This is a genomic window from Streptomyces sp. NPDC052701, assembly GCF_040678355.1.
Taxonomy (GTDB): domain Bacteria; phylum Actinomycetota; class Actinomycetes; order Streptomycetales; family Streptomycetaceae; genus Streptomyces.
The window spans coordinates 162,667-179,214 of the sequence record NZ_JBFATO010000004.1 but is presented as its reverse complement, the minus strand read 5'-3'; the positions used below and the strand labels follow the sequence as shown (position 1 = coordinate 179,214).

Sequence of the window (16,548 nt, the reverse complement as noted above, 5' to 3'; positions counted from 1 at the left end):
GGCCGGCCGGCGACGGGGCCGGCCCGGTCGTCCTCGCGGACCCGTCACACGTCCCCGCGCGGCGGCCGGTCCCCCGGCGCGTCCGACGTGCCCGGCGCCCCCGGCGTCTCCGGGCCCCCCGGCGGCTTCGGCGCGGAGCCGGTGAAGCCGCCGAAGCCGCGCCGCATCCGGTCGCCCAGGTCGCCCGCGCCGCCGGTGAGATCGCTGACCAGCTTCATCAGCGGGTCCTTGGAGCTCTTCACCTGGCTGGCGTAGGCCGACGCCGACTCCCGGAACGAGTCCCGTACCGAGGTGTCCTTGTCCTCGTCCCGCCGCGGGTAGTGGCCGTCCATGAGCCGCTGGTAGTCGCGGGACCCGGCCCACTCCTTCAGCTCGGCCGCCCGCACGGTGGTGAAGGGGTGGGAGCGCGGCAGCACGTTGAGGATCTTCAGCACGGAGTCCCGCAGGTCCCCCCCGGACTCGTACTCCTCGGCCTGCTCCAGGAACGCGTCGACGTTCATCTCGTGCAGGTGGTTGCCGCCCGCGATCTTCATCAGGCCCCGCATGGAGGCCTGCAGGTCCTGGCCGACGAGGAGGCCGGCGCGGTCCGCCGACAGCTCCGACTTGCGGAACCACTCCCGCAGCGCGGTCACGATCGCCATGATCGCGAAGTTGCCCAGCGGGATCCAGGCCACCCGGACGGCGAGGCTGGTCAGGAACAGCAGGATCGTGCGGTACACCGCGTGCCCGGACAGCGCGTGCCCGACCTCGTGGCCGACGACCGCCCGCATCTCCTCCTCGTCGAGCAGCTCGACGAGCCCGGTGGTGACGACGATGATCGGCTCGTCCAGGCCGATGCACATCGCGTTCGGCCGCGGGTCCTGCGTGACGTACATCGGCGGGACCTTCTCCAGGTCCAGGATGTAGCAGGCGTCCCGCAGCATGTCGTTCAGGTGGGCGAACTGCCGGTCCGAGACGCGCACCGAGTCGGACAGGAACAGCAGCCGCAGACTGCGCTCGGGCAGCAGCCCGCTGAGGGCCTTGAAGACCGTGTCGAAACCGCTCAGCTTGCGCAGGGCCACCAGGGCCGAGCGGTCGGCGGGATGTTCGTACGCACGCGAGGAGATCCCGGGGAAGCGCCTGCGCTGTCTGCTCGGCACCTGCTCGGGTCCGTCGTGCTCTCGGCCGTCGGCCATGTCTTCCCCCATGTGCGTATGGATGGACCTTTGCGGCCCCTTGTACGGGCCTTCGCGTCCCGAGGCGGAGTCCAGCCTAGGCGGAGACACCGTGGACGGGCAGTACGGCGAAGGAGCGCGTGCGATGGAGCACCGCCCCCGGCCGCCCGGCTCGTCCGGGCCGCGAGCGCCGCCGGGCGGCAGGGGCGGGGAACCTGCTCCGGGGCGTTCCGGTCGTTCCGGTCGTTCCGGCTCGTGGTGGTCGTGGGCTGTGTGCTGACCGCGTGGTTCCTGTTGCGGGCCTACGGACGGAAGGACGACCGAGCCGGCGGGAAGGTTCCCCGCCGGGCCCGCGCGCCGCGGACCCGGCGCGATCCGGTGTGCCGCAAGGGCGGAGTCGGCGTGATCGCGCCCGGGCGGCCCGCTTACGATGAGCCGACGTCTTTGTCCCGCCGACACGCGATAGGTCCTGCCGAAGATGAGCTTCCACAGCACCGCTGCCCAGCTGGCCACCACCCTCGCCGCCGAGGGCGGGGAGCACGGCGGCAACCACGCGAGCCTCAGCCCCTACCTGACCGGCGGCGGCGCGCTGTTCGTCCTGCTGCTCCTGCTGTGGGTCACCACCCGCTTCAACCGCGACCGCTGAGCCCGCACGGCCCCCCTTCCGCGGGAGCGCCCGTGGAAGCACGGGGCGCCTCCCGCCGGACGGAGCGCAGGACGCGGGGGAGGACGGAGCCCTCGGACCGGGCCGGTAGGGTCTGCACGCATGGGAGAGCAGGACATGCCTACCGGTCCGGCGGACGACACGGCACGGGACCAGGTGCCCGGCGCCGGACGCCGCCCGGCGCCCCGTCGTGCCGACGCCCCGGGAAACGGCCCCGCGAAGGGCCCGTCGCACCAGGGCAGGCGCCGTCTCGGCGTCATGGGCGGCACCTTCGACCCGATCCACCACGGCCACCTCGTGGCGGCCAGCGAGGTCGCCGCGCAGTTCCGCCTCGACGAGGTGGTGTTCGTGCCCACCGGCCAGCCGTGGCAGAAGAGCCACCGCAAGGTCTCCCCGGCCGAGGACCGCTACCTGATGACGGTCATCGCGACCGCCGAGAACCCGCAGTTCTCGGTGAGCCGCATCGACATCGACCGCGGCGGCCCCACCTACACCGTGGACACCCTGCGCGACCTGCGCGCGCTCAACCGGGACACCGACCTGTTCTTCATCACCGGAGCCGACGCCCTCGCCCAGATCCTCACCTGGCGGGACAGCGCGGAACTGTTCTCCCTCGCGCACTTCGTCGGGGTCACCCGCCCGGGCCACCACCTCGACGATCCCGGCCTCCCCGAGGGCGGCGTCTCGTTCGTCGAGGTCCCGGCCCTCGCCATCTCCTCCACGGACTGCCGTGCGAGAGTCGCCGGGGGCGACCCCATCTGGTACCTGGTGCCGGACGGAGTCGTGCGCTACATCGACAAGCGCCAGCTGTACCGCGGCGAGTGAGCCGAGAGGGGCACCGGTGAACGACCGATACGACGCGGGCCACGAGGGCGACCAGTACGAGCTCGTCGGCTACGACGAGTACGGCCGGCCTGTCTACCGCCAGATCCCGGCCCAGCCGCAGACCCACGACCCGTACACGCAGGACGGGCAGTACACGCAGGACGGGCAGCACGGACAGTACGGGCAGCAGGGCTACGCCTACGACCCGTACACCACGGGACAGCAGCAGCCCGCGCACCCGTACACCCCCCACGACACCGGCCTGCAGGCTCCCGCCCCCTCGTACGACGGCTACGACCCGTACGACCCGTACGGCACCGGGGGCCACCCGGGCGCCGGGGCCGCCACGCCGTACGACCCCTACGGGCAGCAGGCCGCGGGCGGCGGCGCGCAGCCCCGTACCGCCGAACAGACCGCCCACATCCCGCAGCAGGCCGGCCCGCCCGAGGAGCCCCAGGCCCCGGAGCCGGCGGAGCGGGCCGAGGACGGCCGGGAGTACCGCACCGAGCAGTTCGCCTTCGTCGAGGAGCCCGACGACGACTCCGAGGACGTCATCGACTGGCTCAAGTTCACCGAGAACCGCACCGAGCGCCGCGAGGAGGCCCGGCGCCGCGCCCGCGCGCGCGTGCTCGCCCTGGCCGTCGTCCTGGCCCTGGCCGCGGCCGGCGGCGTCGGCTACCTCTGGTACGCCGGGAAGCTGCCGGGCCTGTCCTCGTCCGGCTCCGGGACCGGCACCACCACCTCCGCGGGCGCCCAGAAGCGCGACGTGATCGTCGTCCACCTGCACGACACCAAGAAGGGCGGCACCTCGACGGCGCTGCTCGTCGACAACACCACCACCAAGCAGGGCACCACCGTCCTGCTGCCCAACTCCCTCGCGCTGACCGGCGACGACGGCTCCACGACCACGCTCGCCCAGTCGGTCGAGGACGACGGCTCCGAAGGCACCCGCCAGGCACTGGACACGGTCCTCGGCACCGACATCGAGGGCACCTGGCGACTGGACACCCCCTACCTGCAGAACCTCGTCGACCTCGTCGGCACCATCGACATCGACACGAACACCGACGTTCCCGACCCGGCGGCCGAGAAGAAGGGCGAGGCCCCCCTGGTCAACCGGGGCGAGAGCCAGACCCTCAGCGGCAAGATGGCCGTCGCCTACGCCACCTACCGCGCCCCCGGCGAGGCCCAGAACGCGCAGCTGGAGCGGTTCGGGCAGGTCATGCAGGGCGTCCTGCGCAAGATGACCTCCGACCCGGACGCCGCCACGACCACCATCCAGACGCTGGGCCAGATCATCGAGCCGCCCCTGACGGACAAGGAGCTCGCGGGCTTCCTCGCCCGGCTCGCCGACCTCGCCAAGGGCGGCGACCACACGACCGCCCTGCTGCCGGTCCAGGCCGACGGCACGCTCAGCGCCCAGGCGAGCGACAGCGTGGTCAAGGACGTCCTCGGCGGCACCGCCAAGAGCCCCGACAAGGGCGCCGCCGTCAGCGTCTCCGTCCGCAACGCCACCGGTGTGGGGGACACCACGGAGAAGGCCCGCGTGGTGCTCCTCAACGGCGGCTTCACCTTCCTGGAGGGCGGCACGGCCGCCGCGCAGGCGACGTCCCGGGTCACCTACGCCGACGCCGCCGACAAGGAGAACGCCACCGAGGTCGCCAAGACCCTCGGCCTGCCCGCCGGCTCCGTCACGAAGGGCGAGGCGACCGCGAACGCGGACGTCTCGGTGGTCCTCGGCCAGGACTACGAGCCGTCGTCGTGACCGGCCGCCGGACGGCACGGCACGGCGGACCGCCGGGAATCACCCGGGATGCTCCCGGCGGTCCGTGAGACCCTTGATGGCAAGTGACCTCCGACCGAAAGCCGTGTAGTGACCGCGACCGACCGCTCTCTCGAACTCATCAACACCGCCGCCCAGGCGGCCGCCGACAAGCTGGCGCACGACATCGTCGCCTACGACGTCAGCGACGTGCTGTCCATCACGGACGCGTTCCTGCTGGCCTCCGCGCCCAACGACCGCCAGGTCAAGTCGATCGTCGACGAGATCGAGGAACGACTCCTGAAGGAGCTCGGCACCAAGCCGGTACGCCGTGAGGGCGACCGCGAGGCCCGCTGGGTCCTGCTCGACTACGTCGACATCGTCGTCCACGTGCAGCACAGCGAGGAACGCGTCTTCTACGCCCTGGAGCGGCTGTGGAAGGACTGCCCCGAGCTTGAGCTCCCCGAGGACGCCCGGGCCACCCGCGGCAAGGCCGAGGAGCACGCCAGGCTGCAGGCCGCGGAGGAGGCGGCGGACCTGGGCGGTGAGTGGCGGTGAGCGCCGCCGGTGAGGCGGGTGCCGGCGGGCCGCGCCGGGGCCGCCGCATCATCCTGTGGCGCCACGGCCAGACCTCGTGGAACGTGGAGCGCCGCTTCCAGGGCACCACGGACGTTCCGCTCACCGAGACCGGCGTCGCCCAGGCCCGCCGCGCCGCCCGGCTGCTCGCCTCCCTCAAGCCGGACGCGATCGTCGCCTCCGACCTCCAGCGGGCCGCCGGCACGGCCGCCGAGCTCGCCGCGCTCACCGGTCTGGACGTGACCCTCGACGAGGGCCTGCGCGAGACCTACGCGGGCGTCTGGCAGGGCCTGACGCACGAGGAGATCCTCGCCCGCCACGGCGAGGAGTACGCCGCCTGGAAGCGCGGCGAGCCGGTGCGTCGCGGCGGCGGCGAGCTGGAGACCGAGGTCGCCGACCGCGCCGCCCCCGTGGTACTCCGGCACGCCGAGAAGCTCGCCGAGGACGGCACGCTCGTCGTGGTCAGCCACGGCGGCACCATCCGCACCACCATCGGCCGCCTGCTGGGCCTGGAGCCCCGCAACTGGGAGAGCCTCGGCGGGCTCTCCAACTGCTGCTGGTCCGTCCTCGGCGAGGGCGCCCGCGGCTGGCGCCTGCTGGAGCACAACGCCGGCACCCTGCCCGAACCGGTGCTCGGCGACGACGACTGAGCCGGTGCCGGGGGCCCTGGGACCCGGATTTCACTTTCCGGCAGGTCACAGGCTAAAGTTCTTCTTGTTCGCCCCGCCGAGCGGGAAGAACACCAGGGGCTATAGCTCAGTTGGTAGAGCGCCTGCATGGCATGCAGGAGGTCAGGAGTTCAATTCTCCTTAGCTCCACGGTCGAATCCCGTCCCCCTCCCAGGGGGGCGGGATTTTTCGTTGCGCGCGCTTGAGCGGGTGGGCCCCGGCAGGCGTATACCTCGGTGGAGGCGTCGTCGGCGTGCGGAGACGCGCCGGCCGGGAGGGCCGCGGCGTGCGCCGTGTCCGGACCGGCACCACGGCGTCGCTGACCGTATCGGCCCGGCCGTGGCAGAATCAGACGGCCGGAAGGGGGCGCGGCCCGACGGGAGGGAGTTGCGATGCCTGCGAGCATCCTCGAGGAGGTCGACCGCCTTCTCGGAGCAGCGTTGACACGGGGGAAGCGGACCCGCCTCAGCTGCCCCTCCTGCGGCTCCGCGCACGTCGCCCAGGTCCTCGGCGACAACGGCGGGATCTCCTACGTGTGCACGGCCTGCGGCCACAGCTGGAGCTGACCGATGGGTGCACACAGGCGGAAGTGCGACTGGTGCGGCAGCGGGACCCCGATCGTCCGCGACATGGAGCCGATCAATCCCGACTACCAGTACTGGTGCGAGGAGTGCGCGCGGGCGCTGATCATAAAAGGCGACCCGATCGAGACGTACCGCGAGCTGGAGGGCGAGCCGATCTACGGCCGGCTCCTGGAGGAGCACTGCACCCTCAAGCGCTTCTACTCGTTCGTCACGGCCTGACCGGCGAGATCCGACATCGGTGCCGCATCCGGACAGAACGGAAACGATTTGGTGTTGGACCCGGTGGACCGTGTAATGTTGGCGTCGCCGCCGGGGAAACCGGGCGGCGAGGTCGAATACGCGGCTCCGCCGCGTGACCGCCAGGGGCTATAGCTCAGTTGGTAGAGCGCCTGCATGGCATGCAGGAGGTCAGGAGTTCAATTCTCCTTAGCTCCACAAGAGTCGAAAGAGGGCCATCCGATCGGATGGCCTTCTTTCGTTGCGTGGAGGGCGAGGCGTGCCGGCGGGACGGCGGGCCGCCCCGCTCGGGGCGTGCCGCCGTCCCGCGTGCTCAGCGGCCCAGGGCGCGGCGGCCGCGGCCCTGGGACAGGACCGGGAGGTTCCGGGAAGGCGCCTGGCCACGCGTGTCCTCCTCGATGCGCAGGGCCAGCGCCGGGCAGCGGCGCACCGCGCGCAGCGCCTTGGCCTCGGCGTAGCGCGGCACCGAGGCCTGCGCCACGGTCGGGAAGCCGTCGGCGCCGAGCTGGAAGACCTCCGGGAGGATGTCGGCGCACAGGCCGTGGCCCCGGCACAGCGTCCAGTCGACGTAGATCTTCTGGCGGCTGGGGCCGGTCTCCTCGGCCGCTCCGCCGCCCGGGACGCCCGTCGGGGCCCTGCCCCCCTCGAAGAGCGGCAGAACGCCCTCCACGGGCCGTCCGCAGCCGTTTCCGAGGACGTGGGCGGCCAGGTCGTCGGTGAACGCCTTGATGGTCGACTCCAGGAACATCGCCGAGCCGTCCGGGTGCGAGCACGCGCCGCGCCGCTTCACGTTCTTGGCGACCTGCTTGAGCGCCTCCAGCGCGGCCGGCCCGCCGCCGTTGAGGATGTCCTCCAAGCCGCGTGCGGCGGCCGGCAGGCCCAGGTAGCAGGGGCCGCACTGGCCCGCGCTCTCCTCGGCCAGCCACTGGGCCACCCGCAGCGACTCGCCCAGCGGGCAGGTCTCCTGACTGATCGGCAGGATCGCGCCGGCGCCGAGCGAACCGCCCACCGCGTCCAGGGAGTTGCGCGAGACGATCGCCTCGTTGACGGTCGCCGCGTCGATCCACTTGCCGTGGTAGCCGCCCGTCAGCACGCCCTGCGGCACCGGCGGGGCGCCGGCCAGCTGCAGGACGTAGCGCAGCGGCACACCCGTCGGGACCTCGATCACCATGGGGCGGGCGACCGCGCCGGAGACCGTGAGCATGACGGTGCCCGGCTCGTCGTACAGGCCGGTGTTGCCGTAGCGCTCCGGGCCGATGCGGGCGGCGATCGCCAGCTGGGCGAAGGTCTCCGCGTTGGACAGCAGGGTCGGCGCGCCGCCGACGCCGCTCTTGGAGGCGCTGATCTTGCGGCCCGGCGGGACGGCCGGGCCGCCGTCGATGGAGCGGATCAGGGAGGCGGCCGCCCCGGTGACCATGCGGACCGGATTGCGCTGCACCCGTGCGCGCAGCGCCGACCGGCGCCCGTTGCTCAGGCCGCGCTCGGCGAGCGCGGCCTCCATGGAGCGCTGGGTGGACTCGCGGGTGACCCCCACGACGAGCGTGCGGGCCCCCAGCGCCTCGGCGCACAGCAGCGCGCCGTCCAGGATGAGGTGCGGGGCACGGTTGATCAGCACCGTGTCCTTGCGGCAGGCCGGTTCGTCCTCGCTGCCGTTGACGACGACGACCGGCCGGACGCCGCGCTTGATCGCCGATTCGGCGACCGAGCGCAGCTTCTTGTGGAAGGGGAAGCCCGCGCCGCCGCGGCCCCTGAGGTTGATGCGTTCGGCGAGCTGCGCGAGCTGCTCGCCGCCCATCGGTTCGAGCGGCCCGTGCACCTTCAGGTGCATGGGCAGGTCAAGTCGTTCGACAAGGTCGAAGCCCGACGTGAGCTGGGGAAGACCGACCACGCGGACTTCGGGTACGTCGGGCAGGGCCTCGTTCACTTAAAGCCTCCGGAAGGCGTGTTCCAAGGTTCGCCCGAACCCGGTGCGCCGAAGTCGTAGGAGGCACCGGGCAGTGTTTCAGTGGCGGGACCGCTGTTGTTGTACGTGTCGCTCGGGTTGTACGTGCCGAAGGCGGCGTTCGTCTCAGCGGTGTCGTACACATCACTCGAGCCGTACCCGGAGGCGGCCGAATTGTCATAGACCGGGATGGTGTATCCGGTGTCGTTGAGCGGGTCGTAGGCGGACGGCGGGGCCTCGCCGACGGGCGGCGGGGACGGGATCGGCCAGTTGCCCGAGGTGCTGCCCGGGCCGTCGACGCGCGGGACGGCCTGCGTGGGCTGCATGTCCAGCGGCAGGTCCATGCGCGCCGTCTGGCCGGCGGCGAAGGGCTGCTGCGGGCGGGCGGGCGTCGAGACGGCCCGGTAGGCGGCCGCGAAGCCGTTCACGGCCTCCTGGGCGGCGACGGCGCGCTCGGCCGTCTCGTACAGCGGGCCGGAGGCCTTCGTGCGGGCGCGCCGGTCCTCGTAGCCGGGCAGCGCGGACTCGGTCGCCCGGGACCGGCTCTCCTCCAGCTCGTCGCGGGCCGAGCGCTCCTCGGTGCCGAGGAGGGCGGCGATCCGGTCGGCGACCCTGCGCTTGACCGGACGGGGCGCCGCGCGCAGCGCCAGGGCCGTCATGACCCCGAGCAGGGCCAGGCTGTACAGGAAGACGAAGATCGGCTTCGCGGCGCGACCCGCGTAGAGGCCGTGGATCAGCGCCGCGCACCAGGCGGGGTAGGCCAGCATGTGCATGGCGCGCCAGCGGGCGGCGACCGGGGCCGGGGAGGCGAAGGCGCTGCGCAGCGCGCCGGTGATGCCCACGAAGATCATGAGCAGGCCGGCCAGGGAGCCGAGGCCGATGAGCCCCTCGCTGCCGGTGAAGCCGAGCGAGAAGGGGATCAGCGCGGCGATCGGCTCGGTGTGGTCGAGCGCGAGCTTAGTGGTGATGTGCAGCAGCAGGAACGCGATCGAGGCGACCGCGGTCGTCCGGTGGACCGCCTGCCCGATGATCCGCTGGCGCGCGTTGAGGAAGATCCGGTCCTGGGCGAACAGGCCCCAGATGACCGAGCAGCTCAGCGAGACGAGGGAGAGCACGCCCGCGCCGAAGTTGAGGAACTCCTGGAACTTGTCACCTCCGACCAGCACGATCACGGGTATGAGCAGCAGGACGGCAGCCGTCGCCGCCCCGTAGGCCGAGCGGCCTGGTTTGGGGAGCGAGCTGTTACTGCGACGAGGGTTCATGGGGGCAACTCCGAGCGGTTCGGGAAAGCGGTCCCGGAGCGGCACTCTAAGCGGCGTCATACCGAGGAGTACGAGATTTGAGTTATTGCGCCGTTACCAAAGGACGATCTGGTCGTTGTGATGTCCCTTAGCGGATGTTACGCGGAGTAATTTTTGACTTGGGTTCAAGATTCTTTGACTTGGGTTCAGGGTTCGTCGGCCCGTCGCCCCGCCGGAAGCGCGTCGCGGGGCGCCGAGGGCCTGCGGTACCCTAGCGCCATGCGTGCCGTGCGCCTTCTGCTTAGCGGGCCGCGCTGATCAGTCCCGACCCCCGGCGTCACGGGTGGTCGGAATCGGCGCGGCGTCCCCTCCTGTGCGAGGGGATTTTTCGTTTCCTGAGTGTCACAGCCGCCGGCAGAGACGATCGATGGAGCTTTGAGGATCATGAGCGAGACGAACCCCGCCGCCGCCGAGGTGGCGGCGCCGCACCGCTACACGGCCGCCATGGCTGCCGAGATCGAGGCACGCTGGCAGGACTTCTGGGACGCCGAGGGCACCTACGAGGCGCCCAACCCGAAGGGTGACCTGGCGGGCGACCCCGAGCGGGTCGCCAAGCCCAAGAAGTTCATCATGGACATGTTCCCGTACCCCTCCGGTGCGGGCCTGCACGTCGGGCACCCGCTGGGCTACATCGCCACCGACGTCTTCGCGCGCTTCCAGCGCATGACCGGCCACAACGTCCTGCACACCCTGGGCTTCGACGCCTTCGGCCTGCCCGCCGAGCAGTACGCCGTGCAGACCGGCACGCACCCGCGCGTGTCCACCGAGGCCAACATCGAGAACATGCGGAGCCAGCTGCGCCGGCTGGGCCTGGGCCACGACAGGCGCCGGTCGTTCGCCACGATCGACCCGGACTACTACAAGTGGACCCAGTGGATCTTCCTGCAGATCTTCAACTCCTGGTACGACGAGGAGGCCGGCAAGGCCCGTCCGATCTCCGAGCTGGTCGCGCAGTTCGAGTCCGGTGAGCGTCCCGTGCCCGGGCACACGCGTGCGTGGGGCGAACTGAGCGAGGCCGAGCGCGCCGACGTCCTGGGCGGGTTCCGCCTGGCCTACGCCTCGGACGCGCCGGTCAACTGGTGCCCCGGCCTGGGCACCGTGCTGGCCAACGAGGAGGTCACCGCCGACGGCCGCTCCGAGCGCGGCAACTACCCGGTCTTCAAGGCCAAGCTGCGCCAGTGGAACATGCGCATCACCGCCTACGCCGACCGGCTGCTGGAGGACCTGGACGAGCTGGACTGGCCCGAGGCCATCAAGCTGCAGCAGCGCAACTGGATCGGCCGCTCCGAGGGCGCCCGCGTCGACTTCCCGATCGACGGCGAGCACGTCACGATCTTCACCACGCGCCAGGACACCCTGTTCGGCGCGACCTACATGGTGCTGGCGCCCGAGCACCCGCTGGTCGAGAAGTTCACCCCGGCCGCCTGGCCGGAGGGCACCCGTGAGGCGTGGACCGCAGGTCACGCGACCCCGGGCGAGGCCGTCGCCGCCTACCGCGCGCAGGCCGCCTCGAAGTCCGACGTCGAGCGGCAGGCCGAGGCCAAGGACAAGACCGGCGTCTTCACGGGCGCGTACGCCACCAACCCGGTCACCGGCGAGAAGATCCCGGTCTTCATCGCCGACTACGTCCTGATGGGCTACGGCACCGGCGCGATCATGGCCGTCCCGGCGCACGACAGCCGTGACTTCGCCTTCGCGCGCGCCTTCGAGCTGCCGATGCGCTGTGTCGTCGAGCCGACCGACGGGCGCGGCACCGACCCCTCGACGTGGGACGACGCCTTCGTGTCGTACGACGCGAAGATCGTGAACTCCACCGGTGACGAGGTCTCCCTGGACGGTCTGGGCGTCGTCGAGGCCAAGGCCCGCATCACCGAGTGGCTGGAGTCCAGGGGCATCGGCGAGGGCACCGTCAACTACCGGCTGCGCGACTGGCTGTTCAGCCGCCAGCGCTACTGGGGCGAGCCCTTCCCGATCGTCTACGACGAGGACGGCGTCGCCCACGCCCTGCCCGAGTCGATGCTGCCGCTGGAGCTGCCGGAGGTCGAGGACTACAGCCCGCGCACCTTCGACCCGGACGACGCCGACACCCAGCCCGAGACGCCGCTGTCGCGCAACGAGGAGTGGGTCAACGTCACCCTGGACCTGGGCGACGGGCGCGGTCCCCGCAAGTTCCGCCGCGAGACCAACACCATGCCCAACTGGGCCGGCTCCTGCTGGTACGAGCTGCGCTACCTGGACCCGCACAACGGCGACAGGCTGGTGGACCCGGAGGTCGAGCGGTACTGGATGGGCCCGGGCGAGGGCCGGCCGCACGGCGGCGTCGACCTGTACGTCGGCGGCGCCGAGCACGCCGTGCTGCACCTGCTGTACGCGCGCTTCTGGTCCAAGGTGCTGTACGACCTGGGCCACATCTCCTCGGCGGAGCCCTTCCACAAGCTGTTCAACCAGGGCATGATCCAGGCCTACGTCTACCGCGACAGCCGGGGCATCGCGGTGCCGGCCGCCGAGGTGGAGGAGCGCGACGGCGCGTACTACCACCGGGGCGAGAAGGTCAGCCGCCTGCTGGGCAAGATGGGCAAGTCCCTGAAGAACGCGGTCACTCCGGACGAGATCTGCGCCGAGTACGGGGCCGACACGCTGCGCCTGTACGAGATGGCCATGGGCCCGCTGGACGTGTCCCGGCCGTGGGACACGCGCGCGGTGGTGGGCCAGTTCCGGCTGCTGCAGCGGCTGTGGCGCAACGTCGTCGACGAGACCACCGGCGAGGTCACCGTCGTCGACGCCGAGCCGGACGAGGAGACGCTGCGCGCCCTGCACAAGGCGATCGACGGCGTGCGCGGGGACCTGGAGGGCATGCGGTTCAACACCGCGATCGCCAAGATCACCGAGCTGAACAACCACCTGACCAAGTCGGGCAACCCGGTGCCGCGGTCGGTCGCCGAGCCGCTGGTGCTGCTGATCGCCCCGCTGGCCCCGCACATCGCCGAGGAGCTGTGGCGCAAGCTGGGCCACACCGACTCGGTCGTCCACCAGGACTTCCCGGTCGCCGACCCGGCGTACGTGGTCGACGAGACCGTGACCTGCGTCGTGCAGGTCAAGGGCAAGGTCAAGGCGCGGCTGGAGGTCTCCCCGTCCATCTCCGAGGAGGAGCTGGAGAAGGTCGCGCTGGCCGACGACAAGGTCGTCGCCGCGCTGGACGGGGCCGGGATCCGCAAGGTGATCGTGCGGGCGCCGAAGCTGGTGAACATCGTTCCGGCGTAGGTCCGGGGCTGGGCCTGGGTCCGGGGCCGGGTCCGGGTCCGGGGCTGGGCCCGGTGTGAGCACGGGCTTGGTGCGAGTACGGGTCCGGTTCGGGTGTGGGTCAGGTTCGGGCGTGGGTCCGGACCCGAGCCCGGCTCGGGCGGGGGTCCGGCTCGGGCGTACGGGGTACGTGGGCTCGGGAGTACGTGGACTCGGGCGTACGGGGTACGTGGAGGCGTACGGCGTCGGCGCGGGCGTGTCGCGTACGCGGTGACCCCGGTGGGCTCGGGGTGATCCCCTACGGGCAGGTTCGGGGTTTTTCTGGAACTTCGGGCCTGCCCGTTGCGTTTACCGTTGAGAAGTGGCGCGGCAGGCCGAAGGGCCGGAGGAGGAGCATCGTGGAAGCAGTGATCGCAGTGTTCGCCCTGCTCTTCGTGCTCATCGTCGTGCTCGGCGCCTACGCGACGGTGAAGGCGGTCGGTGCCGCCAAGCGCGGCGTGGACCGCACCCTCACGCAGGCCCGCCGCACGGTCGAGGACCACACGCTGCGCGCCAAGTCCCTGGCGCAGTTCGGCCCCGGGGGCGAGATCGCCCAACTGCGCCTGAAGCTGCGCACGTCGATGCGTGCCACGCAGGACGCGCTGCACGCGGGCGCGGCCGAGGACGAGTCGCTCAAGGAGTCCCTCGCCCTCTTCGAGCGGCTCAGCGCGCACGGGCACGAACTCGACGGCGAGCTCAGGCGCCTGGAGTCCGAACCGGACCGCACCGCGCTCGCCGAGCGGCTGCCCGGCCTGCGCGAGCGCACCGAGCGCATCACCGGGGCGGCGGACTCCCTGCGCTGGGCGGCCCGCGACCGCGCACGCCGCTTCGCGGACGACGACCTGGACGCGCTCAGCGCGCAGATCGACATGGAGGCCGGGGCACTTCGGCACTGGACCGCGCCGGAGTCGCAGCCCACACCAGCGCCGTGGCCCGAGGCACCGGCCGCCGACCGTCCGACGCCCGGACAGACCTGGCGGGACGCCGCGCGGTCGGACAGCACGGCGGAGGAGCCCGCGCGGCCCGCCATCACCCCGCCGGCAGCCCGTCCCACGTACCCCTGGCAGAAGAAGCCCCGTCCCGAGAGCACCACTTGATCCGGTCGCGCGCGCCCCGGCCGGAGCGGGCCGGACTGCCGCGCGGGCGCTACGGCAGGTAACCTCCAGCTCATGTCCCGCCATGTCGCGATCGTTACCGATTCAACGGCCTACCTGCCGGCCCGGACGATGGAGCGCCACGGCATCACCGCGGTGCCCCTGACCGTGGTCCTCGGCGATCGCGCGCTGGAGGAGGGCACCGAGATCTCGACCCGCGCCCTGGCGCAGGCTTTGCAGAAGCGGCGTGCGGTGACCACCTCGCGGCCCGGTCCCGAAGTGTTCGCGGAGACCTACCGCAAGGTCGCCGAGTCCGGCGCCACCGGCATCGTCTCCCTCCACCTCTCCGCCGAGCTGTCGGGCACCTACGACGCCGCGGTCGTCGCGGCGCGCGAGGCGCCGGTGCCGGTGCGGGTGGTGGACACTGGCATGATCGCGATGGCGCTCGGATTCTGCGCGGTCGCCGCGGCGGAGGCGGCCGAGGGCGGCGGCACGGTGGACGACGCCGTCACGGCTGCGGAGAAGCGGGCCGCGGACACGTCCGCCTACTTCTACGTCGACACCCTCGACTACCTGCGCCGGGGCGGCCGTATCGGCGCCGCGCAGGCGCTGCTCGGCTCCGCGCTCGCCGTCAAACCGCTGCTGCAGCTGGCCGGTGGCCGTATCGAACCCCTGGAGAAGGTGCGGACGGCGTCCAAGGCGATCGCCCGCCTGGAGGAGATCGCGGCCGACCGTGCGGGCGGTGCCCAGGTCGACATCGCCGTCCACCATCTCGCCGCCCCGGACCGGGCGTCGGCCCTCGCGGACCGGTTGCGGGCGCGGGTGTCCGGGCTGACCGAACTGCACGTCAGCGAGGTCGGGGCGGTGATCGGGGCGCACACGGGGCCTGGGCTGCTGGCGGTCGTGGTCTCGGGGCGGTGACGCCGTGACGTGGTGACTCGCTGATGTGGTGGCTCGGTGACGTGCTGAGGCCTCCCTCGAGGGCTTGCGTCACTCGTGTGGGTGGCGGAGTTTTCCACAACCGGGGGGTTCTCCCCGGGAATTGACCAAGATCATCGCGAAGGGGCCGAGGCGGCGCATCCTCGGCGCATGGCACTTCGATCACGTTCACGCACAGCGACCGCGACGAGCGGCCCGGGCCGCGCACCCGCGTCCGACGGCCGCGTCCGCCATCACCCGCATCCCGTCCGCGCTCGCGCACGGCACCGTCACGCGTCGGCGGAAGAACTCCGACGGCGTGCCGAGACACTCTTCGCCGAACGGGGCGATCGGAGCGGGGAGCGCGTCGATCCGGCTGGGGAATGGGCCGATCGGGCCAGGGAGGGCGCCGAGCCGGCCAAGGAAGGTTCCGAGAGCGCCGGGGAGGGCCCTGAGAGGGCCGGTGAAGGCCCCGAGCAGGCCGGAACGGTGGCTGAACGGGCCGTGCGGTGGCGGGAGTCCGGTGCCGGACCGCCCGGAAGGGGAGGGCGTGCCGGGGGTGCCGGGGAAGGGGTGGCCCGGTCGGCCGGCGGCCCGGTGGCGGAGCCGGATGTGGAGCCGGAGGTGCCCGTCGAGGCGAGGACCGGGACGGGCGTCGGGGGCGCCCGCGGCGGGACGGCCCGGTCGGTGGGCGGCCCGGTCGCAGCGCCGGATGCGGTGCCCGCCGAGACGGCGGTCGGGGTGGATGCCGGGGCGGATTCCGGGACCGCCCCGGTGCCGGCGGGGGCCTGGAGGGAACGGGCCGGGATGGCGCTGCGGGAACGGATGCCGGTGTGGTTGCAGGCCAGGTGCGGCCTGGAACCTCGGAGCGTGCTGGCCCTCGCCGTGGTGCTCGTCGTGGCCGCCGGTTTCGCCGTGCAGCACTTCTGGACCGGCCGGACCCAGCCCGTGCGGGCACCCGAGACGGTGCGCGCGGCAACGCCCCACGGGGAGGACGGACCGAGCGGGCGGCGCGCGGCGGAGCACGGGCCGGGCGCCGCGGCCGATGCGGCACGGGCGCCGGGCACGGCCGGACCCGAGATCGTGGTGGACGTCAGCGGCAAGGTGCGTGACCCGGGGATCCACCGCCTGCCCGCCGGTTCACGGGTCGCGGACGCACTGCGCGCGGCGGGTGGGGTGCGGCCCGGTACGGACATCGACGGCCTGAACCGCGCCCGCTTCCTCGTGGACGGTGAGCAGGTCGTCGTCGGCGCCCCGGCTTCCGCCACGGGGACGGGTGCGGGCGGTCCGGCCGCCGGGGGACCGGCCGGAGCGGCGGCGGGAGCCGGACCCGCGGCCCCGGTCTCCCTCAACACGGCCACCCCGGAGCAGCTCGACACCCTGCCGGGCGTCGGCCCCGTGCTGGCGCAGCACATCGTCGACTACCGCACGCGGCACGGCGGCTTCCGCTCGGTGGAGGAGTTGCGTGAGGTCAACGGCATCGGCGACCGCCGCTTCTCCGACCTGCGTGACCTGGTACGGCCATGAGGCACCGACCTGCGGCG

At 72.4% G+C, this 16,548-nt stretch carries 14 protein-coding genes and 2 tRNA genes; 13 read left to right on the top strand and 3 right to left on the bottom strand.

Annotated features, from left to right (window positions below):
• Positions 1-44 precede the first annotated feature (44 nt).
• On the bottom strand, positions 45-1,175 hold the full coding sequence (locus tag AB0L29_RS07625) for a M48 family metallopeptidase (RefSeq protein ID WP_365824394.1): 1,131 nt from the start codon (positions 1,173-1,175) through the stop codon (positions 45-47).
• A 457-nt stretch (positions 1,176-1,632) separates the two neighbouring features.
• Here AB0L29_RS07625 and AB0L29_RS07620 point away from each other — a divergent pair, with 457 nt between their 5' ends.
• The 9 genes from AB0L29_RS07620 to AB0L29_RS07580 all read left to right on the top strand — a co-directional run bounded on the left by AB0L29_RS07620 (position 1,633) and on the right by AB0L29_RS07580 (position 6,668).
• Positions 1,633-1,800, top strand: coding sequence for a hypothetical protein (locus AB0L29_RS07620; RefSeq protein WP_365824392.1), 168 nt, complete (start codon positions 1,633-1,635; stop codon positions 1,798-1,800).
• Between the two features lie 120 nt (positions 1,801-1,920).
• A complete protein-coding gene (nadD, locus tag AB0L29_RS07615) occupies positions 1,921-2,643 on the top strand; it encodes a nicotinate-nucleotide adenylyltransferase (protein WP_365824391.1) in 723 nt (240 codons plus the stop codon).
• A gap of 16 nt (positions 2,644-2,659) precedes the next feature.
• On the top strand, positions 2,660-4,408 hold the full coding sequence (locus AB0L29_RS07610; protein WP_365824389.1) for an LCP family protein: 1,749 nt from the start codon (positions 2,660-2,662) through the stop codon (positions 4,406-4,408).
• Between the two features lie 108 nt (positions 4,409-4,516).
• On the top strand, positions 4,517-4,963 hold the full coding sequence (rsfS, locus tag AB0L29_RS07605; protein WP_365824387.1) for a ribosome silencing factor: 447 nt from the start codon (positions 4,517-4,519) through the stop codon (positions 4,961-4,963).
• Positions 4,954-5,631, top strand: coding sequence for a histidine phosphatase family protein (locus AB0L29_RS07600; RefSeq protein ID WP_365824385.1), 678 nt, complete (start codon positions 4,954-4,956; stop codon positions 5,629-5,631). Before rsfS ends, AB0L29_RS07600 begins: the two co-directional genes overlap by 10 nt.
• A gap of 95 nt (positions 5,632-5,726) precedes the next feature.
• Positions 5,727-5,799: transfer RNA gene (locus AB0L29_RS07595), tRNA-Ala, on the top strand.
• 242 nt (positions 5,800-6,041) lie between these two features.
• The gene (locus tag AB0L29_RS07590; RefSeq protein ID WP_365824383.1) at positions 6,042-6,215 is read left to right on the top strand and encodes a hypothetical protein; all 174 of its coding nucleotides are present in this window, start codon (positions 6,042-6,044) and stop codon (positions 6,213-6,215) included.
• 3 nt (positions 6,216-6,218) lie between these two features.
• Positions 6,219-6,452, top strand: a complete 234-nt coding sequence (locus tag AB0L29_RS07585) for a hypothetical protein (protein ID WP_006136074.1) — start codon at positions 6,219-6,221, stop codon at positions 6,450-6,452.
• 143 nt (positions 6,453-6,595) lie between these two features.
• Positions 6,596-6,668 (top strand) — tRNA-Ala (locus AB0L29_RS07580).
• 115 nt (positions 6,669-6,783) lie between these two features.
• Here the strand turns inward: AB0L29_RS07580 and AB0L29_RS07575 are convergent.
• Together AB0L29_RS07575 and AB0L29_RS07570 are read right to left on the bottom strand one after the other, a co-directional pair.
• Complete coding sequence (locus tag AB0L29_RS07575) at positions 6,784-8,394, bottom strand: NADH-ubiquinone oxidoreductase-F iron-sulfur binding region domain-containing protein (protein WP_365824381.1); 1,611 nt, start codon at positions 8,392-8,394, stop codon at positions 6,784-6,786.
• Positions 8,391-9,674: a cytochrome b/b6 domain-containing protein gene (locus tag AB0L29_RS07570; protein ID WP_365824379.1), complete on the bottom strand. Its 1,284-nt coding sequence runs from the start codon at positions 9,672-9,674 to the stop codon at positions 8,391-8,393. The genes AB0L29_RS07575 and AB0L29_RS07570 overlap by 4 nt, the downstream gene beginning before the upstream one ends.
• A 423-nt stretch (positions 9,675-10,097) precedes the next feature.
• On the opposite strand from AB0L29_RS07570, the gene leuS reads away from it, so the two are divergent.
• From leuS to AB0L29_RS07550, 4 genes are all read left to right on the top strand, one after another.
• Positions 10,098-12,974, top strand: coding sequence for a leucine--tRNA ligase (leuS, locus tag AB0L29_RS07565; RefSeq protein ID WP_365824377.1), 2,877 nt, complete (start codon positions 10,098-10,100; stop codon positions 12,972-12,974).
• A gap of 377 nt (positions 12,975-13,351) precedes the next feature.
• The gene (locus AB0L29_RS07560; RefSeq protein ID WP_365824375.1) at positions 13,352-14,089 is read left to right on the top strand and encodes a hypothetical protein; all 738 of its coding nucleotides are present in this window, start codon (positions 13,352-13,354) and stop codon (positions 14,087-14,089) included.
• A 72-nt stretch (positions 14,090-14,161) separates the two neighbouring features.
• Complete coding sequence (locus tag AB0L29_RS07555; RefSeq protein ID WP_365824373.1) at positions 14,162-15,007, top strand: DegV family protein; 846 nt, start codon at positions 14,162-14,164, stop codon at positions 15,005-15,007.
• 486 nt (positions 15,008-15,493) lie between these two features.
• A complete protein-coding gene (locus AB0L29_RS07550; protein WP_365824371.1) occupies positions 15,494-16,531 on the top strand; it encodes a ComEA family DNA-binding protein in 1,038 nt (345 codons plus the stop codon).
• The last annotated feature ends 17 nt before the right edge of the window (positions 16,532-16,548 follow it).